Annotated in this window: 19 protein-coding genes; 15 read left to right on the top strand and 4 right to left on the bottom strand. The window is 67.1% G+C overall.

Annotation, left to right across the window (positions count from 1 at the left end; translation table 11 throughout):
- Window positions 1-7 precede the first annotated feature (7 nt).
- From JTJ31_RS02075 to JTJ31_RS02020, 12 genes are all read left to right on the top strand, one after another.
- Window positions 8-811, top strand: a complete 804-nt coding sequence (locus JTJ31_RS02075; RefSeq protein WP_207536929.1) for an ABC transporter ATP-binding protein — start codon at window positions 8-10, stop codon at window positions 809-811.
- On the top strand, window positions 808-2,691 hold the full coding sequence (locus JTJ31_RS02070) for an AMP-binding protein (RefSeq protein ID WP_207536928.1): 1,884 nt from the start codon (window positions 808-810) through the stop codon (window positions 2,689-2,691). The genes JTJ31_RS02075 and JTJ31_RS02070 overlap by 4 nt, the downstream gene beginning before the upstream one ends.
- A gap of 2 nt (window positions 2,692-2,693) precedes the next feature.
- Entirely contained in the window at window positions 2,694-3,587 is an 894-nt protein-coding gene (locus JTJ31_RS02065; protein ID WP_207536927.1) for a branched-chain amino acid ABC transporter permease, read from the top strand.
- 3 nt (window positions 3,588-3,590) lie between these two features.
- Window positions 3,591-4,661, top strand: a complete 1,071-nt coding sequence (locus JTJ31_RS02060) for a branched-chain amino acid ABC transporter permease (protein WP_207536926.1) — start codon at window positions 3,591-3,593, stop codon at window positions 4,659-4,661.
- Window positions 4,662-4,685: 24 nt separating this feature from the next.
- Window positions 4,686-5,963, top strand: coding sequence for an ABC transporter substrate-binding protein (locus JTJ31_RS02055; protein ID WP_207536925.1), 1,278 nt, complete (start codon window positions 4,686-4,688; stop codon window positions 5,961-5,963).
- Between the two features lie 4 nt (window positions 5,964-5,967).
- Entirely contained in the window at window positions 5,968-6,762 is a 795-nt protein-coding gene (locus tag JTJ31_RS02050) for an ABC transporter ATP-binding protein (protein WP_207536924.1), read from the top strand.
- Window positions 6,759-8,294 carry an AMP-binding protein gene (locus JTJ31_RS02045; protein ID WP_328805659.1) on the top strand — a complete coding sequence of 512 codons (1,536 nt, stop codon included), beginning with the start codon at window positions 6,759-6,761 and terminating at the stop codon, window positions 8,292-8,294. The genes JTJ31_RS02050 and JTJ31_RS02045 overlap by 4 nt, the downstream gene beginning before the upstream one ends.
- Entirely contained in the window at window positions 8,291-9,463 is a 1,173-nt protein-coding gene (locus tag JTJ31_RS02040; RefSeq protein ID WP_207536922.1) for an isovaleryl-CoA dehydrogenase, read from the top strand. Before JTJ31_RS02045 ends, JTJ31_RS02040 begins: the two co-directional genes overlap by 4 nt.
- The gene (locus JTJ31_RS02035) at window positions 9,464-11,065 is read left to right on the top strand and encodes a carboxyl transferase domain-containing protein (protein WP_207536921.1); all 1,602 of its coding nucleotides are present in this window, start codon (window positions 9,464-9,466) and stop codon (window positions 11,063-11,065) included.
- Between the two features lie 5 nt (window positions 11,066-11,070).
- Window positions 11,071-12,960 carry an ATP-binding protein gene (locus JTJ31_RS02030; protein WP_207536920.1) on the top strand — a complete coding sequence of 630 codons (1,890 nt, stop codon included), beginning with the start codon at window positions 11,071-11,073 and terminating at the stop codon, window positions 12,958-12,960.
- 107 nt (window positions 12,961-13,067) lie between these two features.
- Window positions 13,068-14,543 carry a L,D-transpeptidase family protein gene (locus JTJ31_RS02025; protein ID WP_207536919.1) on the top strand — a complete coding sequence of 492 codons (1,476 nt, stop codon included), beginning with the start codon at window positions 13,068-13,070 and terminating at the stop codon, window positions 14,541-14,543.
- A gap of 5 nt (window positions 14,544-14,548) precedes the next feature.
- Window positions 14,549-15,124 carry a DUF882 domain-containing protein gene (locus JTJ31_RS02020; RefSeq protein WP_207536918.1) on the top strand — a complete coding sequence of 192 codons (576 nt, stop codon included), beginning with the start codon at window positions 14,549-14,551 and terminating at the stop codon, window positions 15,122-15,124.
- A gap of 13 nt (window positions 15,125-15,137) precedes the next feature.
- Here the strand turns inward: JTJ31_RS02020 and JTJ31_RS02015 are convergent, their stop codons facing one another.
- The 3 genes from JTJ31_RS02015 to JTJ31_RS02005 all read right to left on the bottom strand — a co-directional run bounded on the left by JTJ31_RS02015 (window position 15,138) and on the right by JTJ31_RS02005 (window position 17,415).
- A complete protein-coding gene (locus tag JTJ31_RS02015) occupies window positions 15,138-15,350 on the bottom strand; it encodes a PsiF family protein (protein ID WP_207536917.1) in 213 nt (70 codons plus the stop codon).
- A gap of 65 nt (window positions 15,351-15,415) precedes the next feature.
- Window positions 15,416-16,087: a TVP38/TMEM64 family protein gene (locus JTJ31_RS02010; RefSeq protein ID WP_207536916.1), complete on the bottom strand. Its 672-nt coding sequence runs from the start codon at window positions 16,085-16,087 to the stop codon at window positions 15,416-15,418.
- Window positions 16,084-17,415 carry a dihydrolipoyl dehydrogenase family protein gene (locus JTJ31_RS02005; RefSeq protein WP_207536915.1) on the bottom strand — a complete coding sequence of 444 codons (1,332 nt, stop codon included), beginning with the start codon at window positions 17,413-17,415 and terminating at the stop codon, window positions 16,084-16,086. The genes JTJ31_RS02010 and JTJ31_RS02005 overlap by 4 nt, the downstream gene beginning before the upstream one ends.
- Window positions 17,416-17,539: 124 nt before the next feature.
- Here JTJ31_RS02005 and JTJ31_RS02000 point away from each other — a divergent pair, with 124 nt between their 5' ends.
- Both JTJ31_RS02000 and JTJ31_RS01995 read left to right on the top strand, forming a co-directional pair.
- A complete protein-coding gene (locus JTJ31_RS02000; RefSeq protein WP_207536914.1) occupies window positions 17,540-18,103 on the top strand; it encodes a DUF2064 domain-containing protein in 564 nt (187 codons plus the stop codon).
- A 58-nt stretch (window positions 18,104-18,161) separates the two neighbouring features.
- A complete protein-coding gene (locus tag JTJ31_RS01995) occupies window positions 18,162-18,662 on the top strand; it encodes a hypothetical protein (RefSeq protein ID WP_207536913.1) in 501 nt (166 codons plus the stop codon).
- Window positions 18,663-18,704: 42 nt separating this feature from the next.
- Here JTJ31_RS01995 and JTJ31_RS01990 read toward each other — a convergent pair whose 3' ends face one another.
- Window positions 18,705-19,463 (bottom strand): SDR family NAD(P)-dependent oxidoreductase, encoded by a 759-nt coding sequence (locus JTJ31_RS01990; RefSeq protein WP_207536912.1) that lies wholly within the window; start codon window positions 19,461-19,463, stop codon window positions 18,705-18,707.
- A gap of 103 nt (window positions 19,464-19,566) precedes the next feature.
- On the opposite strand from JTJ31_RS01990, the gene JTJ31_RS01985 reads away from it, so the two are divergent.
- A complete protein-coding gene (locus JTJ31_RS01985; RefSeq protein WP_207536911.1) occupies window positions 19,567-21,072 on the top strand; it encodes an AMP-binding protein in 1,506 nt (501 codons plus the stop codon).
- Window positions 21,073-21,093 lie beyond the last annotated feature (21 nt).

The raw sequence follows: 21,093 nt of genomic DNA, 5'->3' as shown, positions 1-21,093 counted from the left end.
AGGAAGAATGCCGGGAAGTGCAATCCTGGAGGCGGACCGCGTGTCGCTCCGATTCGGAGGTGTTCGCGCGCTCACCGACGTTTCCTTCGCCATCCAGGCGGGTGAGGTCTTCTCGATCATTGGCCCGAACGGTGCGGGCAAGACCTCCATGGTGAACTGCGTCTCGGGCCGCTACCGGCCGACCGAGGGACGCATCCTGTTCGAAGGCAAGGACATCACGCGCCTGCCGACCAACCGTCGCGCGGCGCTCGGGCTGGGGCGCACCTTCCAGAACCTCGCGCTGTTCGGTCACATGAGCGTGCTCGACAACATCATGGTCGGACGCCACCACCTGATGAAGTCCGGCTTCGTTCGGGGCATGGTCCATTGGTTCGGCGGTGCGCGGCAGGAAGAGCTGGCGCATCGGCGCGAGGTCGAGGAGATCATCGACTTCCTCGAGATCCAGCATGTCCGGAAAGCCGCGGCCGGGACGCTCTCCTACGGCCTCCGCAAGCGGGTGGAACTGGCGCGCGCCGTGGCGCTACGCCCCAAGCTGATCCTGCTGGATGAGCCGATGGCCGGCATGAACCTCGAAGAAAAGGAGGACATGGCCCGCTTCATCCTCGACCTGAACCAGGAATGGGGCATGACCGTGCTGATGATCGAGCACGACATGGGCGTGGTCATGGACATCTCCCACCGCGTCATGGTGCTGGATTTCGGCCGCAAGATCGCGGAGGGCCGGCCGGATGAGGTGATGGCCGACGCCCAGGTGCGTAGTGCCTATCTGGGGGAGGTGGAGGAGGCCCCGCAGCCGGAGACGGCGGGATGACGGAGGACACGCTCCCACGCATTCTCGCCCGCAATGCCAGGGACCATGGGGATGAGGTCGCGCTGCGGGAGAAGCATCTGGGCATTTGGCGTTCCTTCACCTGGGCCGAATACCAGGCTCGCGTCCGCGGCTTCGCACTCGGCTTGGCGACACTCGGAATCCGCAGCGGCGAGGTGGTCGGGCTGATCGGCGACAACCGGCCCGACTGGGTGATGGGCGAGGTGGCGGCGCATGCGCTAGGTTGTCGCACTCTCGGCATCTATCGTGATTCCATGGAGGACGAGGTCGAGTACCTTCTGGGCGTCACCAGTGCATCGGTGGTCTTCGCCGAGGATGAGGAGCAGGCGGACAAGCTGCTCAATATCGGCGATCGCCTGCCTGGCCTGCGGCACATCGTGTTCAGCGACCCGCGCGGGATGCGCAAGCTCGAGGACCCGCGCCTCATCAGTGCCGATAAATTGCTGCGTCGAGGCGCGGAACGGTCAGCCGACGAGTATGACGCGTTTATCCAGGCGACACGCGGCGAGGACGTTGCGATCCTTTGTACGACGTCCGGTACGACCGCGCGGCCCAAATTGGCCCAGCTCACTTCCAGCGCGTTGATTCGCCATTGCGAGGCGTATCTGGCCGTCGACCCCAAGGGGCCCCAGGACGAGTATGTTTCCGTGCTGCCGCTGCCCTGGATCATGGAGCAGATCTACGCGGTTGGCTGGAACCTCATCTCCCGCATGAAGGTCAACTTCGTCGAGGAGCCGGAGACCACCATGGCCGATTTCCGGGAGGTCGGCCCCAGCTTCGTTCTCTTCGCGCCTCGCACCTGGGAGGCTTTGGCCGCAGAGGTGCGTGCGCGCGTGATGGACGCGAGCCCGATGAAGCGTCGCATGTTCGACCTTGGCATGAAGCTGGGGCTGCAGGCGCTGGAGAAGGGGGGACGGTCGGCCCTCGCGGACGGGGTCCTGTTTCGCGCGCTGCGCGACCGCCTGGGATTCACCAATTTGCGCTCCGCCGCTACGGGCGGCGCCGCTCTCGGGCCCGACACGTTTCGCTTTTTCCTCGCGCTCGGTGTGCCGCTGCGCCAGCTTTATGGGCAGACCGAGACCCTTGGCGCGTATACGCTGCAGGCGCCCGGCCGAGCTGATTTCGAGACAGTAGGTGCGCCGTTCAACGCACGGATCGAGCTTCGCGTGGACGACCCGGATGCGAATGGCGTCGGCGAGATCGTCACGCGCCATCCGTACATGTTCAGCGGGTATTTCGGCGTGGCCGAGACGCCCGACCTGCGCGATGGCTGGCTGCATACGGGTGACGCGGGATTCTTCGACCCTATGGGCCGGCTCGTGGTGATCGACCGCATCAAGGACATCGCCACCACCAGCACCGGTACGCGCTTCTCACCGCAATACATCGAGAACAAGCTGAAGTTCTCGCCCTATGTGGCCGAGGCGGTGGTGCTCGGCGATGGGCGGCCGCACCTCGCCGCCATGATCTGCATCCGCTTTCCCATCGTCAGCAAATGGGCTGAGCGGAACCGCATCGCCTTCACAACCTACACCGACCTGTCGGCCCGGCCGCAGGTCCAGGCCCTGATCGCCGAGGAAGTCGCCAAGGTAAACGCGACCTTGCCGGAAGCGCAGCGCATCCGTGACTTCGTGCTGCTCTACAAGGAGCTCGACGCGGATGACGAGGAGCTGACGCGCACGCGCAAGGTGCGGCGCGGCGTCATCAACCAGAAATACGGCGACATCATTGCCGCGATCTATGGCGGGCAGGGCGAGATCCCGGTGGATACCACCATCACCTTCCAGGACGGCAGCCACAGCCGCATCCGCACCAACCTGACCGTGCAACGCGCCGATGCAGCGCAAGCAAGGGCGGCCTGACCATGGAAGGGACCCTCTTTCTCCAGCTGCTGGTGAACGGGCTGATCGTGGGGGCGCTCTATGGCGTCGTCGCGATGTCCTTCGTCCTGATCTACAAGGCTTCGCAGGTGGTGAATTTCGCCCAGGGCGAGTTCCTGCTGGTCGGGGCTTGGGCGTGCTGGTGGCTCATCACCGACATGCAGCTTCCCTTCTGGCTAGCCTTCCCCATGTGCCTCGCCTTCATGACAATCTTCGGGATCGTGCTGCAGGTGACGGTGCTCCGGCCCCTGATTGGTGAACCCGTGATCTCCGTCATCATGGCGACGGTGGGGCTGTCGATCTTTTTCCAAGCACTGATGAAATGGATGTTCGGCGTCTTCGCCCAGCCCTTCCCACCCATCTTTGCTTCGGAACGCGTCTCGCTGCTCGGGCTTGAGGTCCAGAGTGTCTATCTGCTCTCCCTCGTCCTGTCGGTGGTGATCATGCTGGGGTTCTGGTGGTTCTTCACCTTCTCCAAGCACGGCCTAGCCATGAGGGCGACGGCTTTCGACCAGCAGGTGGCACAATCGCTGGGCGTCTCGGTGCCTAAGGTCTTCGCCATGTCGTGGGCGATCAGCGCGGTGGTCTCGGCCGTGGCCGGGGTGGTAGTCGGCGTGGTTTCGGGCGTTTCCTCCGGTCTTTCCTTTTACGGCATCAAGGTGTTTCCGGCAGTTATCCTGGGCGGGCTGGATTCCATCGTCGGCGCCATGCTCGGCGGGATCATCGTCGGCGTGCTAGAGAATGTCGCGCAGTATCTCGACGCGCAGTGGTTGAACTGGGGCAATATGATCAACGTTGCCCCCTTCTACGCGCTGGTGCTGATCCTGCTGATCAAGCCCTATGGCCTGTTCGGCACCCGCAACATCGAGCGGGTCTGAGCCATGGCGACGGCCAGCCCGCTCCCCTGCGGCGACTTCCGCACCTCCTATGCTGCGGACATGACGATCTTCCCGACGCGCAATTCACGTATCGCGCTCGGGGTTGGCCTGGTGCTGCTTTGCCTCGCGCCGCTCGTGTTCGGACGGTACGAGTTGTCGCTGCTGATCCAGATCGGCTTCCTGGGCATCGCCGCGCTCGGGCTCAACATCCTTGTCGGTTTCACCGGGCAGATCTCGATCGGGCACGCGGCCTTCTTTGGCTTTGGCGCCTTCGCCTCGGCCGGGTTCGTGAAGCTGGGCGTGCCGGTGGTACTGGCCATTCCGCTGGCCGGTGTCGCCACGGCGCTGGTCGGCCTTGTCTTCGGCCTGCCGGCAGCGCGGCTCAAGGGCCTCTATCTGGCTATCGCCACGCTCGCGGCGCAGTTCATCCTTGAGGATTTCTTCGCTCGCGCGCGGTGGTTTTCTGGCGGCGTCGCTGGGCAGGTGACCGAGAACTTCTCCCTGTTCCGCTTCCGCTTCGACCGGGAGGAGACCTATTTTTACGTCGTCCTCGCTTGGGTCGTGCTGATGTACGTGATGGCGGCGAACCTGATGCGGTCGCGCGACGGGCGCGCCCTTGTGGCCGTGCGCGACCACTACCTGTCCGCCGAGGTCATGGGTATCAACCTCGCCTACTACCGCACCCTATCCTTTGGCATCGCCTCCTTCTACGCAGGCGTCGGTGGCGCGCTTTATGCGCACTACATCCTCTTCGTCAGCGTCGAGGCCTTCAACATCCTGTTCTCCATCCAGTTCCTCGCCATGATCATCATCGGCGGGCTGGGCTCGGTCATGGGATCGCTGATGGGTGCCGCGTTCATGGTGCTGATGCCGGAGGCGGTGCAGAGCGCGGCGCAGGCCTTGCAAGGCGGCGCGCTGGACCGTGCGCTGAACCTCGGCAACTCGCTGAACTTCCTGCGCGAGATGGCTATCGGTGCTGCCATCATTCTTTTCCTGATCTTCGAGCCCGACGGGCTGGCCCGGCGATGGCGGTTGATCAAGGCTTATTGGAAGCTTTACCCCTACTCGCACTAAGCAAGAAATTCGGAGGACACGTCCATGAAGATGACCCTTCTCGCGGCGGCGCTGGCCTTGGGGGCGAGCCCTGCTCTGGCGCAGGCCCCCATTCAGGTCGGGCACATCGCGGATTACTCGGGCGCGACCTCCGATGTCGGCGTGCCCTATGGGCGAGGCGTCCAGGACGCGCTGGCCTGGGTGAACGCCAATCGCCGCGTCGCCGGGCGCACGATGCACGTGATGACGGTGGATTACGGCTACCAGGCTCCGCGCGCTATCAGCCAGTACCAGTCCTGGATGGGCCGTGAGCGGCCGGTCGCGATTCAGGGCTGGGGCACGGTGGACACCGAGGCGCTGATCGCTTTCAACACGCGCGACCGCGTTCCCTACATCTCAGCCTCCTATTCGGCCGCGCTGACCGACCCGACTGGTCGCGCGCCCCGGGCGGATAAGGCCGCGCCCTTCAACTTCTTCTATGGTCCGTCCTACAGCGACGCGCTGCGTGCCATGCTGATCTGGGCGCGCGACGACTGGCAGCGTCGTGGCCAGCAGGGGCGGCCGAAATACGTCCACATGGGCGCTAATCACCCCTATCCGAACTCGCCCAAGGCGGCGGGAGAGGCGCTGGCTCAGGAGCTCGGCTTCGAGGTTTTGCCTTCCATTCAGTTCGCGCTGGCGCCGGGTGACTACACCGCCCAGTGCCTGACGCTGCGGAACCAGGGTGCCAACTACGCCTATCTGGGCAACACCGCCGGCTCCAACATTTCCGTGCTGCGGGCATGCCAGACGGTGGGCGCGCAGGTGCAGTTCCTGGGCAATGTCTGGGGCATGGACGAGAACGCGATGAAGGCCGCCGGCGCCGCGGCGAATGGCGTGGTATTCCCGGTCCGCACCGCCGCGGTCTGGGGCCAAGAAGTGCCTGGCATGAATCAGATCCGCACCATTTCGCGCATGAGCGACCAGGCGGGCAACGCTTATCGCCCCGTGCACTACCTCGCGGGAGTCTGCGCGGCGATGCTGATGGTCGAGGCGATGGAGACGGCGGCTGCCGATGGCGGTCAGATCACCGGAGTGCGCATTCGCGACGGGTTCTATGCGCGACGCGATTGGGTACCAGAAGGGTTCCAGGGCGTATGCGCGCCCTCCAACTTTTCCAATGAAGACCACCGCGGCACGCTCGCGGTCGCGCTCTACCGCTCCGTGGTGCAGGGCGACACCACCCAAGCAAGCGTGGACGAACTGATGCGCAGCGGCACCATGAGGCTGGAGCCGGTGACGACCATCAACCTCGAGCGCCGCCGCGACTGGCTGGGTTGGTGAATCGATGACGGCCCCGCTGCTCCAAGTCAGCAACATCGAGGTCGTGTACAACGACGTCATCCTGGTGCTGCGCGGGCTGTCGCTTGAAGTCCCGCAGGGCGAGATCGTCGCCCTTCTGGGCGCCAATGGGGCGGGCAAGTCCACGACCCTCAAGGCGATTTCCGGCCTGCTGCGCACGGAGGAGGGTGAGGTCACTCGGGGCGAGATCCGCTTCATGGGAGACCCGATCCACGGCATCGAAGCGCACAACATCGTCCGCCGCGGCATCTTCCAGGTGATGGAGGGGCGCCGCATCGTCGCCGACATGACGTGCCAGGAGAATCTTCGGCTCGGCGCCTTCACCCGCTCGGATGGCGAGGTAAAGCGCGACATCGATATGGTGTATTCGTATTTCCCGCGCCTCAAGGAGCGGACGGGGCTTGCTGGCTATCTCTCTGGCGGGGAGCAGCAGATGCTCGCCATCGGCCGGGCCCTGATGGCGCGTCCCAAGCTCATCCTGATGGACGAGCCGTCCATGGGTCTTTCGCCGCTCCTGGTGAAGGAGGTGTTCGGCATCATCCGAAAGCTGAACCGCGACCTCGGCATCACTATCCTGCTGGTGGAGCAGAATGCGCGCATGGCGCTGTCCGTCGCCTCCTACGGCTACGTGATGGAGCAGGGCAAGGTCGTTCTGGACGGCACCGCCGCATCGCTGATGGACAATGAGGATGTGAAGGAGTTCTACCTCGGCGGCCACGGGGCGGAACGGAAGTCCTTCAAGAACATCAAGAGCTACAAACGGCGCAAGCGTTGGCTGTGACCTCTTACGAAGCCTGGCGACGCGACTTCCGCTGGGACATCCCGGAACGATTCAACATCGCCCGAGCCTGCTGCGACCGCTGGGCCGACGGATCGGGGCGCGTCGCCCTGCTGCTCCCGGATGGGCCGGGGATCACGTTCGACGAGTTGCTGCGCCAGTCCTCGCGCATGGCAAATGTCCTGCTGGCCCATGGCATCGGGCCAGCGGACCGCGTTGGCGTGCTACTGCCGCAGGCGGTCGAGACGGTAGTGGCGCATATGGCCATCTACCGCGTCGGCGCCATCGCCGTGCCCCTGTTCCAGCTTTTTGGCGCGGATGCCATCGCCTACCGCCTTGCGGATTGCGATGCGCGCGCCGTCATCACGGACGGCGATGGACTTCCGAAGCTTCCAGCCGGTCCCCTGGCCTTCACCATTGGGGCAGGCGCCGTGGACATGCTGGCCGCCATGGAGCGCGCGGGCGACCGACACGAATGCGCGGATACCTCGGCGGAAGACCCGGCGCTGATCATCTACACCAGCGGCACCACAGGCTCCCCTAAGGGGGCGCTGCATGCGCACCGGGTGCTAATCGGCCATCTGCCGGGGGTGGAGATGCCGCAGGACCTCTTCCCCCAGCCGGGCGACCTGTTCTGGACGCCCGCGGATTGGGCCTGGATCGGGGGGCTGCTCGACGTGCTCCTGCCCAGCCTGTTTCACGGCGTGCCGGTTATGGCGCACCGCATGACGAAGTTCGACCCTGAGGAGGCCTTCCACCTCGTCGCTCGCCACGGGATCCGCAACCTGTTCCTGCCGCCCACTGCGTTGCGCCTCATGCGCCAGGTGCCGGACCCGGCGCGCCTCGGTGCCCGGCCGCGCTCCATCGGTTCGGGTGGCGAGACGCTGGGCGCGGAGATGCTGGAGTGGGGAAGGGAAGCGTTCGGCGTTTCGATCAACGAGTTTTACGGCCAGACCGAATGCAATCTTGTCGTCTCGTCCTGCGGTGCCCTCTTCCCACCGAAGCCCGGCTGGGCGGGCCGTGCCGTGCTGGGGCATGAGGTGTCCATCGTGGAGGGCGAGATTGCGATACGTGCGCCCGATCCGGTCATGTTCATGCGCTACTGGAACCGGCCCGAGGACACCACCGCCAAGTTCCGTGACGGCTGGCTCATGACCGGCGATGCCGGCGAGATGGATGGAGATGGCTTCATCCGCTTCCTCGGTCGCGCGGACGATGTCATCACCTCCGCCGGCTACCGGATCGGTCCTGGCGAAGTGGAGGACTGCCTGATTCGCCATGAGTCGGTAGCGGCCGCCGCCGTAATCGGCATCCCAGACCCTATGCGGACCGAGGCGGTGGCCGCGGCGGTCGTCCTCCGCGCCGGTCATTCTCCAAGCCCTGAGCTGGAGGCCGCCCTGCAGGCCCATGTCCGGACCCGCCTTGCCGGCCACCTCTATCCTCGCCACATCCGCTTCGTTGCCGAGTTGCCGCAGACGGCGACAGGCAAGATCATGCGGCGCACCCTGCGCGAGAACTGGAAAAGGCTGCCATGATCCCGAATGCCCCTCCCGGGCTGGATTTCGCCCTCGGCGAGCCCATCGAGGCCCTGCGCGACACGGTGCGCGGCTTCAGCGAGCAGCGCATCGCACCCCTCGCGGCCGAGATCGACCGCACCGACGAATTCCCGCGCCACCTTTGGCCGGAGATGGGGGCGCTCGGCCTGCATGGCATCACTGCCAGCGAGGAGCATGGCGGGGCTGGCATGGGCTACCTCGCTCACTGTGTGGCGATGGAGGAGGTGAGCCGTGCCTCCGCCAGCATCGGCCTCTCCTATGGCGCGCACAGCAATCTCTGCGTCAACCAGATCGAGCGGAACGGCACGAAGGAGCAGAAGGGCCGCTACCTGCCGAAGCTGATCAGCGGCGATCACCTCGGCGCGCTGGCGATGAGCGAGCCGGGTGCGGGTTCCGACGTCGTTTCCATGAAGCTGCGCGCGGAGAAGCGTGGTGACCGCTACGTGCTGAACGGCACGAAGCTCTGGATCACCAACGCCCACTATGCCGAGACCATCATCGTCTATGCCAAGACGGAGGCAGAGGCAGGGCCGAAGGGCATCACCGCTTTCATCGTCGAACGCGGCTTCAAGGGATTCACGCCGGCGCAGAAGCTGGACAAGCTTGGCATGCGCGGCTCGCCCACCTCGGAGCTCGTCTTCGAGGATTGCGAGGTGCCGGAGGAGAACGTGCTGGGCGCCGTGAATGGCGGCGTGCGGGTCCTGATGTCCGGGCTAGATTATGAACGTGCGGTGCTGGCGGCGGGGCCGCTCGGCATCATGCAGGCCTGCCTGGACGTGGTGGTGCCCTATATCCATCAGAGGCAGCAGTTCGGCAGCCCGATCGGCGAGTTCCAATTCATCCAGGGCAAGGTCGCGGACATGTACACACGGCTGAATGCGGCGCGCGCCTATGTCTACGCCGTGGCGCGCGCCTGCGACGCAGGCAGGACCACGCGCAAGGACGCGGCGGGCGCCATCCTGTTTGCGGCAGAGGAGGCGACGCGGGCTGCGCTGGACGCGATCCAGATCCTGGGGGGTAATGGCTACATTAATGACTATCCGACCGGGCGGCTCCTGCGCGACGCGAAGCTCTATGAGATCGGCGCCGGGACCAGCGAGATCCGCCGCCTGCTGATCGGCCGCGAGATCTTCCGGGAAACCGCCTAGATGCGCGTCGCCTCGAAGCTGAACACAAGGACCGAGGAGTTCCGCGCCAATCGCATCCGCATGGAGGCGCTGCTGGAGCAGCTTTCGACCCGCACTGCCCGCGCGGCTTTGGGCGGTCCCGAGGCGGCACGGCAGAAGCACCTGTCGCGTGGCAAGCTGCTGCCCCGCGCGCGCGTCGAGAACCTGCTCGACCCCGGCGCGCCCTTCCTGGAGCTGAGTCCGCTCGCGGCAAACGGCATGTATGGCAATGAAGTGCCGGGAGCCGGGCTCGTGACCGGCCTGGGCATGGTGTCTGGGCGGCTCTGCGTGATCGTCGCCAATGACGCGACGGTGAAAGGCGGCACCTATTTCCCCCTGACGGTGAAGAAGCACCTGCGCGCCCAGGAAATCGCACGGGAGAACCGGCTGCCTTGCCTCTACCTCGTCGACTCAGGCGGCGCCAACCTGCCGAACCAGGACGAGATCTTCCCCGACCGCGAGCATTTCGGCCGCATCTTCTTTAACCAAGCCACCATGTCGGCCGAGGGCATCCCGCAGATCGCTGCCGTGATGGGCTCCTGCACCGCGGGTGGTGCCTATGTGCCCGCCATGTGCGACGAGGCGGTGATCGTCCGCAGCCAGGGCACGATCTTCCTGGGCGGCCCACCCCTGGTGAAGGCTGCGACCGGCGAGGTGGTGAGCGCCGAAGACCTCGGCGGCGGCGACGTGCACACCCGCCTGTCCGGCGTTGCCGATCATCTGGCCGAGGATGACCATCACGCCCTGGCGCTGCTGCGCCGCATCGTCGGCAACCTCAACGCGCCCAAGCCGCCTGCCGCCCCGCGCCGCGCGGCCCCTCCTGCCTATGACCCCGCCGATCTGCACGGGCTGGTGCCTGGCGACGTGCGGCAGCCAGTCCCGGCACGCGAGATCATCGCGCGCATCGTGGACGGCTCCGAACTGGATGAGTTCAAGCCGCGCTACGGAACGACGCTCGTGACCGGCTTCGCGCATCTCTGGGGCATGCCCGTTGGCATCCTCGCGAATGACGGCATCCTGTTCAGCGAGAGCGCGCAGAAGGGCGCGCATTTCATAGAGATTTGCTGCCAGCGCGGCATCTCGCTGCTCTTCCTGCAGAACATCGCCGGCTTCATGGTAGGACGGAAATATGAAACGGGCGGCATAGCCAAGGATGGAGCGAAGCTGGTCACCGCCGTCGCCACAGCATCCGTGCCGAAGCTGACTCTCATCACCGGCGGCTCCTTCGGAGCGGGGAATTACGGCATGTGCGGCCGAGCCTACTCGCCGCGCTTTCTCTTCACCTGGCCCAATTCGCGGATCTCGGTCATGGGCGGTGAGCAGGCGGCGAGCGTCCTGGCAACGCTTCGCCGCGACAATCTCGAAGCGGCGGGCAAGGCCTGGAGCGCAGAGGAGGAGGAAACATTCAAGGCCCCGATCCGCGACAAGTACGAGCGCGAGGGCGATCCCTACCACGCCACGGCAAGGCTGTGGGATGACGGCATCATCCCACCCGCCCTGAGTCGGGACGTGCTGGGCCTGGCGCTGCACGCGGCGATGCACGCGCCGGGCGAGCGGCGCATAGCACCACTCTTCCGGATGTGAGCGTCATGTTCCGCACCCTCCTGATCGCCAATCGCGGCGAGATCGCCGTCCGCATCGCCCGCACCGCGCGACGCCTCGGCTGCCGTGTCGTCGCCGTGTACTCCGAGGCCGACCGCCACGCGCTGCATGTCGGGGCAGCAGACGAGGCGCATTGCATCGGCCCCGCCCCGGCAGCGCAGTCCTATCTGCGCGCAGACACGATCCTGGACGTGGCACGCCGCGCGGGCGCCGATGCGATTCACCCCGGCTACGGCTTCCTCAGCGAGAACGCGGCCTTTGCCGAAGCCTGCACCGCCTCTGGCATCGCCTTCGTCGGGCCGGGGCCTGAGGCCATCCGGGCCATGGGCTCCAAGGCCGAGAGCAAACGCCTCATGGTGGCAGCCGGCGTGCCGACCGTGCCCGGATATCATGGCGAGGACCAGTCTGACGCGGTGCTGGAGGCTGAAGCGCAGCGCATCGGTTTTCCCGTGCTGATCAAGGCCAGTGCCGGCGGGGGCGGGAAGGGGATGCGCCCTGCTTACGGGCCGGCGGATTTCCTTGCTGAGCTGGCCGGAGCTCGGCGCGAAGCGCAAGCCGCCTTCGGCGATGCACGCGTCCTGCTGGAGCGCTACCTCACCCGACCACGTCATGTAGAGGTGCAGGTGCTGGGCGACCAGCGCGGCCGCATCATCCACCTGCACACGCGCGATTGCTCGGTGCAGCGCCGCCATCAGAAGGTGCTGGAGGAAGCGCCTGCCCCGGCTCTGTCGGAAGCGCTAAGGGAAAGGCTGCACGACGCTGCCGTGAATGCCGCGCGCGCCGTGGCCTACGTGAATGCCGGAACGGTGGAGTTCATCGTGGAGGGCGATGAGGCCTATTTCCTGGAGATGAACACGCGCTTGCAGGTCGAGCATCCAGTGACCGAGCTGGTGACCGGCCTCGATCTCGTGGAATGGCAGTTGCGCGTCGCATCCGGCGAAGCCCTGCCAGGCGACTTCCCGCCCTTGCCGAGGGGCCACGCGGTCGAGGTCCGGCTCTACGCCGAGGATGCGGTACATGATTTTCGGCCTTCGACCGGTCGGGTCACCCGGCTGGAGGTTCCCGAAGGTGAGGGGCTGCGCCTCGATGCCGGGTTCCGCGCGGGCGATGCGGTCACTTCCTTCTACGACCCGATGCTGGCGAAGCTGATCGCCTGGGGCCAGGACCGCGAGGCTGCGCTGGACCGCCTTGCGGCGGCGCTGGATGCGGCGACCCTTGAGGGCTTCGCTACGAACCTTCCTTTCCTCCGGCGCTTGGCGCGGCATCCCGCGTTGCGTGCTTTGGAGCTGGACACGGGTTTCATCGCCCGGCATGCGGATGCATTGCTCGCCGCGCCGCAGCCGATGCCGGCAAAGCTCCTCGCCGCGGCCTTGGGGCGGCACCGCCCCGAGTCGGCGTCCGGACCCTGGGACCGGCGGGACGGGTTCCGGCTTCATGGCGCGGCTGAGAGGGTGGAGCACTGGTCCGACGGGGTGACCACGCATGCCCTTGTTGTGCGGCGCGCGCCATCCGGCGTGACCCTGGATGGCGTGACACCCGACGCATCCGGGGCTCAATTTGCCGCCGACGGTAAGGCCATCCGGGTCACGCGGCCCGGCGAGGCATGGCGGCTGGAGCGGGTCGAGGCCCCAGCCTCTGCCTCCGAAGCCGGAGATGCCGGGACCTTGCTCGCGCCCATTCCCGGACGGCTGGTGCAGTTGCTGGTCGCCGCGGGCGACAGGGTCGCGGAGGGCCAACTCCTTGCGGTCATGGAAGCCATGAAGACTGAGCTGAAGTTCCATGCGCCCTTTGCCGGCCGGATCGAGTCGGTGCCTCACGCCCTGGGCGACGCGGTGGAGGAGGGTGAGGCCCTCCTGCTACTGACGCCCGATCAATGAAGCGTTGCGTTTAGGCTTCGGATACTGCCGCTGTCGCAGGGTTCGAACTTCGGCTGAGGGTTTGCCCGCGCTTGGCGTGGGGCTGGGGAGGCGTGTAGAACCGGGCCATGGATCGTCGCCATTTCCTGGCCGCCATCGCGGCGCTTGGCGCTGCCTCCGGGCGCGCCAACGCCCAGGCGCGCCCCATTGCGGCCGGGCCGGAGGCCCTTGCGCGGCTGGGTGAGCGCCTGCTCCGTGTCGAGGAGGATGGGCTGGACCCGCGCTGGTACGATCTCGGCCCGGCGACGCTGTCCGACCCTGCCGCCATCCTGCGCGCGGCCGGCCTGGTCGTGACGGACCTCCTGCACGGGCGGGCAGGAATTCCTGTCGGGCGCGTGGATCTGCGGCGCGACACGGCCGCGCATCCCCTCACGCCTTGGCTGGCTCAGATCACCCAATCCGCCGAGCCGGTCGAGGCGCTGGACCGCGCGGCTCAGGCCGGGCCGGACGTCGCGGTGCTGAAGGCGGAACTCGCTGCGGCCCGGGCCCGCGCGCTGCGTCCGCTTCCCACCGTCCCCAGCGCGGGGGGCACGCTGGAGCCGGGCGTCGACGACGCCCGCGTGCCTGCCCTGCGTGCGCGCCTCGCCGCGACGGACCCGGGGCTTGCCGCCCGCCCTGGTGCGGGCACGGAATATGATGAGGCGCTTGTCGCGGCGGTGCGCCGCTTCCAGACCGAAGCAGGGCTGGAGCCGGATGGCCGCATTGGCGCGCTGACCTTCGCCGCGCTCAACCGCTCTCCGCAGCAGCAGATCGACCAGATCCGCGTTGCCCTCGACATGCGGCGTGGCCTGGCGCCGGCGCTGCGCGAACGCCGCATCGAAGTGAACGTCCCCGATTACCGCCTCCTGGTGCTGGAGGAGGACCGGGTGCTGATGGACATGGCGGTGGTGGTGGGCCGCCCCGCCCGTGCAACGCCGATGATCGTGACGCGGCTGACCGCGGTTCAGTTCAATCCGCCCTGGGGTGTGCCGCAGCGCCTCGCGAAGGAGGACATGCTTCCGCGCCTCCGCCGCGACCCGCAGTCGCTCGCTCAGCGCGGGATCCGCATCTTCCGCCGCATCGACGGCGAGTTGACGGAAATCGACCCGATGACGGTGGACTGGCGCTCCATCCACCCCGACCGATTCCCCTTCATCCTCAGGCAGGATGCTGGCGACCTGAATGCGCTCGGCCGGCTGAAGTTCATCATGCCGAACGGCGATGACATCTTCCTGCACGACACGCCGGAGCGGCAGTATTTCCGCCGCCCAGACCGCGCCTTCTCCTCGGGCTGCATCCGGCTGGAGCGTCCGATGGATTTCCTGACGTTGCTCCTGGACGGCATGCCCGGCTGGGACCGCGAGCGGGCAGACCGAATGCTGGCCTCCCGCGCCACCTCCGTCACCTCGCTGAGGCGACAGCTACCCATCCGCCTTCATTATTCGACCGTCACGGTCGCGGGGAGGGATGTCCGGATCCGTCCGGACATTTATGGGCTCGACCAAGCCTATGCGCGCGCAATGGAAAGCCGCGCTCCCCGCGTTCCGGTGGCGGCGCGGAGCTAGAAACCATGCGACTCTTTCAACATACCTGCCCGGCCTGCCGGGACGGCGCGACGTGTGACGCCGTTCCCCGCCGCGTGATGCTGGGTGCCGCCTTCGGCCTGCTGACAGCCCCGGCCATGGCACAGAGCGGCGCTTCGGGCACCCGCTCCATCGCCGTGCGTCGCGTCCAGACCGGCGATTCCTTCCGCGGCGTCTATTGGCGCGACGGCCGCTATGACCGCGACGCGCTGCACCGCCTGGACGAGGTGCTGCGCGACCCTGGCCTGGACGAGGCGACACCTATGGACCCGCGCCTGTTCGATGTGCTGAACCAGGTGCAACGCCGCCTCGGCTCCGACGACATGTGGGATGTCATTAGCGCCTATCGTGCGCCGGAGAGCAACGCGGCCCGTGCACGGGAGTCCCGGCGGGTGTCACGTGTCTCGCTGCACATGTCGGGCATGGCTGTGGATTGCCGCCTTCCGGGCCGTGATTCCATGGGAATCGCGCGCACCGCGGCCGACATGCAGACGGGCGGTGTCGGGCTGTATCGGCGTGACGGCTTTGTGCATCTCGATTGCGGACCAGTGCGCCGCTGGTAAGCGGCGCCGGCGGTCACATCGGCTGCGGCGTCGCACCGGTAGACTGGCCGCGTAGGCAGCTCCGCATGAAGCCCTGACGCTGCTCGCCGGAAAGGCTGCGACTCTTCGCTTCGGCGTTGCAGCTTCGCATCCTTTCCTGCTGCGCCCGCTGCGCCGGGCTCGGCTGCCGCGTTTCGGCCAAGGCGGGCGTGGCGACCAGAAGTACAACGGAGAGAAGGCGAAGCATCCTGCATCCTTGCGAGTATGGGAAGACATTTGCACGGCGGCAGGTAGTGGCCAAGGGGGCGGTGTTCAGCGCCGCTCCAACCAGCGTCGCAGCGGGATGCCCAACAGCGCCACCAGGGCAAGCCCACACAGCGCCACGATGATCTCGGGCGTCAGGACGCGCCCGCCCTCCAGCGCGTCGCCCAGGCCGGAACCCGCCAGCGCGTAGGCAAAGGTGGCCGGAACGATGCCCAGTGCTGTCGCGGCGAGGAAGGCTGGAAGCCGCATGCCGGCTAATGGCGGCAGCAGGTTCACCAGCACGAAGGGAAAGAGGGGCACGAGGCGTAGCGCCAGAAGGACGAGGAAGCCGTCGCGCCGCAGTAGGGCCGCCAGCCGCGCACCGCGCTCACCCAGGCTCTCAAGCCCCTTCGCCCCCACGATGCGACGCGCCAGCAGGAAGACGAGCGCCGCTCCGACGGTCGCCCCCATTACTGCCAACGCAGTGCCGACCAGCGGCCCGAACAGGAAGCCGCCGGTGAGCGTCATCACCGTTGCGCCCGGAAGAGACAGGGCTACCACCGCGACATAGGCGCAGAGGAACAGCAGTGCGGCCAGGAAGGGCCGTTCAGCCACCAATGCAAGCAGCCCAGCCTGGTGCTGCCGGAGATTCTCCAAAGAGAGCGCCTCGCCCAATGGCGACAGGCGCAGTGCGACAAGCAGGAGGAGGAAAGCCCCAGCGGCGAGGAGCAGGCGCCTCACGGCATCCAGCGCTGGATGAGACGGACGAGGGAGCGGGTGCGCGGCCCGAACAGGGCCGGTTCGAAATGCTGACCGGCGGCGCGCTTCAGCGCCTCGGACAAAGTGGGGTAGGGCAGGATCATCCCGGCCAGGTCGCGGGCACCGAGGCCCCGCGCGATGGCGAGGGTCGGCAGCCCGATCATCTCGCCCGCATGGGGCCCGACGATGGAGCATCCCAGCATCTTGCCACCCCGGCCGAGGACGAGCTTCACGCGACCCTCCGTCACGCCGTCGGTCACGCCGCGGTCGGTGCGCGCAAGTTCAGCCACCTGCACGGTGCAGCCGGGTGCTTGGTCCTCGGTCAGCCCGACCTGAGCCGCTTCCGGCTCGCAATAGGTGACGGAAGGGAGGGCAGGCGGTCGGGCACGTGCGGGAAGCAGGAACAAGGCCCGCCGCAGCACGATACCCGCCTGCCATCCTGCGAGATGCGTCCATTGCCCGCGCCCCGCTACGTCGCCGAGCGCAAAGACGCGGCGGTTGCTGACGCTGCGAAGCCCGTCATCCACGGTGATGCCCTTGGCATCATGGGCCACGCCGCCCGCCTCGAGGTCGAGCCCATCCACCACAGGCACACGCCCGACCGCCGCGAGGACATGCGTCGCCTCGACCGGGCCCGAAGGGAGATGCAACCGCGTGCCCTCCGCGCGCTCCGGGGCCTCGCCCAGCCGGATGGAGATGCCTTCGCGCTCCAGCCCGCGCTGAATGAGGGCGGAGGTATCCGGCTCGTCACGAAGAAGCAGTCGTGGGCCGCGCTCGATCAGCGTGACCTGGGCTCCCAGGCGGCGGAAACCCTGTGCCATTTCAACACCGATCGGCCCGCCGCCCAGAATGGCGAGGTGCCCGGGCAGCGCCTCCAGGTTGAACAGCGTTTCGTTGGTGAGGGGCGCGGCCAGGCCAGGAATGTCGGGCACCACGGCGCGCGAGCCGGTGGCCAGGACAAAGCGCCGGGCACGGATGCGCCGGCCTCCGGCCTCCATTTCCCGTGGCGAAACGAAGCGGGCGGAGGCGCGGATGACTTCGCAGCCGAGGCCCCGGAACCTTTCCTCCGAGTCGTGTGGGGCGATAGCGGCTATGGCTCTGCGGACCCGCGCCATGGCCTCCGAGAAAGCCACGCCCTCACGCGCCGCTGAGAGCAGCGCCTTGGACGGGACGCAGCCCGTGTTCAGGCATTCGCCGCCCATCGCTCCGCGCTCGACCAGCACGACGCGCGCGCCCATCCGGGCTGCGCCGGCCGCGACCGACAACCCACCCGAGCCCGCGCCGACAACGCAGAGATCTGCTTCCTGCATGGCGCCCACCTTATCGCCCCTCGTCGCCCGTGGCACGTTCGCGCGCATGATTGGCCTGATGTGCAAGGACCCCGCTCGCGGGAAGACCCGCCTCGCCGCGACGATGGGGGCGGAGCGGGCCGCCATGTTCGCGCGCGCGTTTCTGCAGGACTCGGTAGCGCTCGCCGTTGAGATCGCGCAACGACGTTCCGCCAGTGTCGTGGCCTTCGCGGAGGGCGAGGTGACGCTGCCGGGCTTCACCGTGGTGCCGCAGAGTACCGGCGACTTGGGCGAGCGCATGGAGGCGGCTTTCGAAACTTTAGGCTATCCCTCCCTGCTCATTGGAACGGATGCGCCGACCCTACCGCCGACTCTGGCGGAGCTTGCGATGGCGGGGCTGTACGATGGTGCTGACGCGGCCTTGGTGCCGGCCCTCGACGACGGATACTGCCTTCTTGCCTTGGCGCGGCCAGCGCCGGCGCTTCTTCGCGGCATGCCGTGGTCCACGCCGGATCTGATGGCAGCGACGCGCCATGCCGCTGCGGGGATGCGCCTGCTCGAACTACCCGCTTGGCATGACGTGGACAGCGAAGTGGATCTCGAAATACTGCGCCTTTCCATTGAGGGGCATGCACCGCCTGGCTGCTCGGCGCTGCCGCCCTGGCGCGCGATGGAATGCCGACAGATTCTTCATGAAACTCGGCTTTGACTTCCGAACGACACCGGTTCAGCTTTCCCCAATTCTGACATCAAGGAAGGACGCGTACATGAGAAAGACCGTTGCTCTGGCCGTGCTGGGGTTGGCACTGGCCGCGGGGAGCGGCTTCGCGCAGCAGAAGGCACCGCAAGGCGGTCCCTTTCCGGATTGGCGCGCCGATCCGCGCTACGGCACGCTGAATCTGCGCGCCGACTTCCAGCCCGACCCGCGCGAGGTTTCGGTGGAGGCTGGTGGTGACCGGCAGGCGGACGGAATCGGCCCTGGCTGCGCCGGTTGGATCGACTTCTCGCGTCCCGACGTGGACCTGAATTATGAGGCGGGTTCCTTCCCGCTTATCATTTCCGCCGTGTCGTCGGTAGACACGACCATCGTCATCAACGATCCCTCGGGCCGTTGGATCTGCAACGACGATTTCCAGGGTCTGAACCCCGGCGTGGTGTTCGAGCGGCCGCAGAGCGGCAACTACAACATCTGGGTCGGCACCTTTGACCGCAGCCGCCCACAGGCTGCGACGGTCCGCATCTCTGAGGTCATGCCGCAGCGCCGATGACCAATGGGCGGGCGGCGCACCACGTCGCCGCCCGCATTCGCTTCAGCGCGGCGCCATCCGCAGCGCGCCATCGAGACGAATCGTCTCGCCGTTCAAATAACCATTCTCGACGATATGCGCAGCGAGGCGACCATATTCCTCCGGCAGGCCCAGGCGATGCGGATTTGGTACGCCCTGCGCGAGTGACTGCTTCACCGGGTCGGACAGGCGCTGAAGCATCGGCGTGTCCATGATGCCGGGTGCGATGGTGCAGACGCGAATGCCCTTCGACGCCAGGTCCCGCGCCGCGACGAGCGTCATGCCGATCACGCCAGCCTTGGACGACGCATAGGGAATCTGCCCGATCTGCCCCTCATATCCCGCAATGGAAGCGGTGAGGATGCAGACGCCGCGTTCGCCTTCCACCGCATCGTTCTTGGCCATCGCCGCGGCTGCAAGGCGAAGCGCATTGAAGGAGCCGGTGAGGTTCACGCGGATGATCGCCTCGTACTGCGCGAGGCTGCCGGGAGTGCCGTCCTTCTCCAGGATGCGAAGCGCGCCACCACGGCCGGCGCAATGCACCAGCACGCGCACCGGGCCGAGCTTCTCGGCTGTCGCGACGGCATCCTGCATCTGACCTTCATCGGCCACGTCGGCCACCGCGAAGCCGCCGCCAAGCTCCTTCGCCATCGCCTCGCCATTGGAGGTGGCAAGGTCCACGATCATGATCTTGGCGCCCTGGGAGGCAAGGCGCTTGGCCGTCGCCAGCCCGAGCCCCGAAGCGCCGCCCGTCACGATCGCGACGGCCCCCTTAACGTCCATCCTGTTTCCTCCTTCGCGGATGCGAAGGCAGCGCATCATGCGCGCGCAGTTGACGCAAGCCGGGGCAGCCGGAAGCATGGATGCCGCGAGGAGAGGAAACGCCATGCCGCTGCTGGCCGCGCGCGCCAAGGAAGATCCCGACAAGATCTGTGCGATCTTTCCCGAAACGGGCGAGTCCTTGACCTTCCGCGCCCTGGACGAGGCGGCGAACCGTGCTGCCAACGGCTTCCTGTCGCTGGGCCTCTCGCCGGGCGAGGGCATCGCGATGCTCCTGCCCAATACGCCGGACTTCCTGGTGCTGGGATATGGCGCAAGGCGGGCTGGGTTGATGGTCACACCGCTCTCCATCCATCTCCGTCCGCACGAGGTGGCGCACGTGCTGCGCGATTCCGGCGCGCGGGTGCTGGTGGCGGATGCGGGGCTCGCGGCGCTCGCCGGTGCGCTGGATCTGGACGACGTTCCGCATCGCTACGCAGCGGGAGGCACGCTGCCCGGCTTCGCGCCTCTGGAATGGCTCTCTGCCGGTCAGCCCGCGACCTGGCCCGAGCCGCCCCGGCCGCTCGGGAGGGACTTTCTCTATTCCTCCGGCACCACCGGGTTGCCCAAGGGCATCCGCCGTCCCCTCATTCCCTGGGAGGAGCGCGACAAGCCCGAATTCGACATGAGCTGGAAGCGGCTCTACGGCTTCGGTGCGGACACGGTCTACCTCTCGCCTGCTCCGCTCTATCACGCCGCGCCGAACCGCTACCTCCAGCGCGCCATGGACCATGGCGGCACCGCCGTGATCCTGCGGAAGTTCGATGCCGAGACATGCCTCGCGATGATCGAGCGATTCCGCGTGACCCACAGCCAGTGGGTGCCGACCATGTTCGCGCGCCTCCTCGCACTGCCGGAGGAAGTGCGGCAGCGGCACGACCTGTCCTCGCATCGCTGCGCCATCCATGCCGCCGCGCCATGCCCGGTCGAAGTGAAGCGCGCCATGATGGCGTGGTGGGGGCCGATTCTCTGGGAGTACTACGCCGGCAGCGAAGGCATCGGCACCACGGTGATCTCTCCCCAGGAGTGGATGGCGCGCCCGGGCAGCGTCGGCCGCGCCGTCTATGGCCGCCTGCACATCACCGACGAGGAAGGGAAGGAGCTTCCGCCCGGCGAGGTCGGCCGCGTGTGGTTCGAGGGCGGCGCCCGCTTCGCCTACCACAATGACCCAGCCAAGACCGAGGCTTCCTATAATGACAGGGGCTGGGCGACGTTGGGCGATCTCGGCTCCTTGGACGAGGAGGGCTACCTGTTCCTCTCTGACCGGCGGGCGGACCTGATCCTCTCCGGGGGGGTCAACATCTACCCGGCTGAGATCGAGGCGGTGCTGTCGCGCCACCCCGATGTCTCGGAATGCGCGGTGATCGGCGTGAAGGATGCCGATCTGGGCGAGGTGCCGCTGGCCCTGGTGGTGCCGCGGGCCCACGCTTCGCCCGACGCGCTCCTGGCCCATTGCCGCGCCCATCTGGGCCGGATGAAGGTCCCGCGCGCCGTGGAGTTTGTGGAAGAGCTGCCCCGTTCCGAGGCCGGGAAGCTGCTCCGGCGCATCCTGAAGGAGCGCTTCTTGACGTGAGGCGACGGGCGGACGAACTCC

Origin of the sequence: Sabulicella rubraurantiaca (assembly GCF_017355885.1) — a bacterium.
In the GTDB taxonomy this organism is placed as follows: domain Bacteria; phylum Pseudomonadota; class Alphaproteobacteria; order Acetobacterales; family Acetobacteraceae; genus Roseococcus; species Roseococcus rubraurantiacus.
Note: the sequence above shows the minus strand (reverse complement) of the source record. Positions and strands in the feature narration are given on the sequence as shown.

Excerpts from the sequence above, each read along its gene's own strand:
- JTJ31_RS02020 (WP_207536918.1), top strand. The coding sequence starts at position 14,549 with ATGCGACTCTTTCAACATACCTGCCCGGCCTGCCGGGACGGCGCGACG.
- JTJ31_RS02055 (WP_207536925.1), top strand. The coding sequence starts at position 4,686 with ATGAAGATGACCCTTCTCGCGGCGGCGCTGGCCTTGGGGGCGAGCCCT.
- JTJ31_RS02065 (WP_207536927.1), top strand. The coding sequence starts at position 2,694 with ATGGAAGGGACCCTCTTTCTCCAGCTGCTGGTGAACGGGCTGATCGTG.
- JTJ31_RS01995 (WP_207536913.1), top strand. The coding sequence starts at position 18,162 with ATGAGAAAGACCGTTGCTCTGGCCGTGCTGGGGTTGGCACTGGCCGCG.
- JTJ31_RS02075 (WP_207536929.1), top strand. The coding sequence starts at position 8 with ATGCCGGGAAGTGCAATCCTGGAGGCGGACCGCGTGTCGCTCCGATTC.
- JTJ31_RS02050 (WP_207536924.1), top strand. The coding sequence starts at position 5,968 with ATGACGGCCCCGCTGCTCCAAGTCAGCAACATCGAGGTCGTGTACAAC.
- JTJ31_RS02060 (WP_207536926.1), top strand. The coding sequence starts at position 3,591 with ATGGCGACGGCCAGCCCGCTCCCCTGCGGCGACTTCCGCACCTCCTAT.
- JTJ31_RS02015 (WP_207536917.1), bottom strand. The coding sequence starts at position 15,350 with ATGCTTCGCCTTCTCTCCGTTGTACTTCTGGTCGCCACGCCCGCCTTG.
- JTJ31_RS02025 (WP_207536919.1), top strand. The coding sequence starts at position 13,068 with ATGGATCGTCGCCATTTCCTGGCCGCCATCGCGGCGCTTGGCGCTGCC.
- JTJ31_RS02000 (WP_207536914.1), top strand. The coding sequence starts at position 17,540 with ATGTTCGCGCGCGCGTTTCTGCAGGACTCGGTAGCGCTCGCCGTTGAG.
- JTJ31_RS01990 (WP_207536912.1), bottom strand. The coding sequence starts at position 19,463 with ATGGACGTTAAGGGGGCCGTCGCGATCGTGACGGGCGGCGCTTCGGGG.
- JTJ31_RS02040 (WP_207536922.1), top strand. The coding sequence starts at position 8,291 with ATGATCCCGAATGCCCCTCCCGGGCTGGATTTCGCCCTCGGCGAGCCC.
- JTJ31_RS02005 (WP_207536915.1), bottom strand. The coding sequence starts at position 17,415 with ATGCAGGAAGCAGATCTCTGCGTTGTCGGCGCGGGCTCGGGTGGGTTG.
- JTJ31_RS02030 (WP_207536920.1), top strand. The coding sequence starts at position 11,071 with ATGTTCCGCACCCTCCTGATCGCCAATCGCGGCGAGATCGCCGTCCGC.
- JTJ31_RS01985 (WP_207536911.1), top strand. The coding sequence starts at position 19,567 with ATGCCGCTGCTGGCCGCGCGCGCCAAGGAAGATCCCGACAAGATCTGT.
- JTJ31_RS02070 (WP_207536928.1), top strand. The coding sequence starts at position 808 with ATGACGGAGGACACGCTCCCACGCATTCTCGCCCGCAATGCCAGGGAC.
- JTJ31_RS02035 (WP_207536921.1), top strand. The coding sequence starts at position 9,464 with ATGCGCGTCGCCTCGAAGCTGAACACAAGGACCGAGGAGTTCCGCGCC.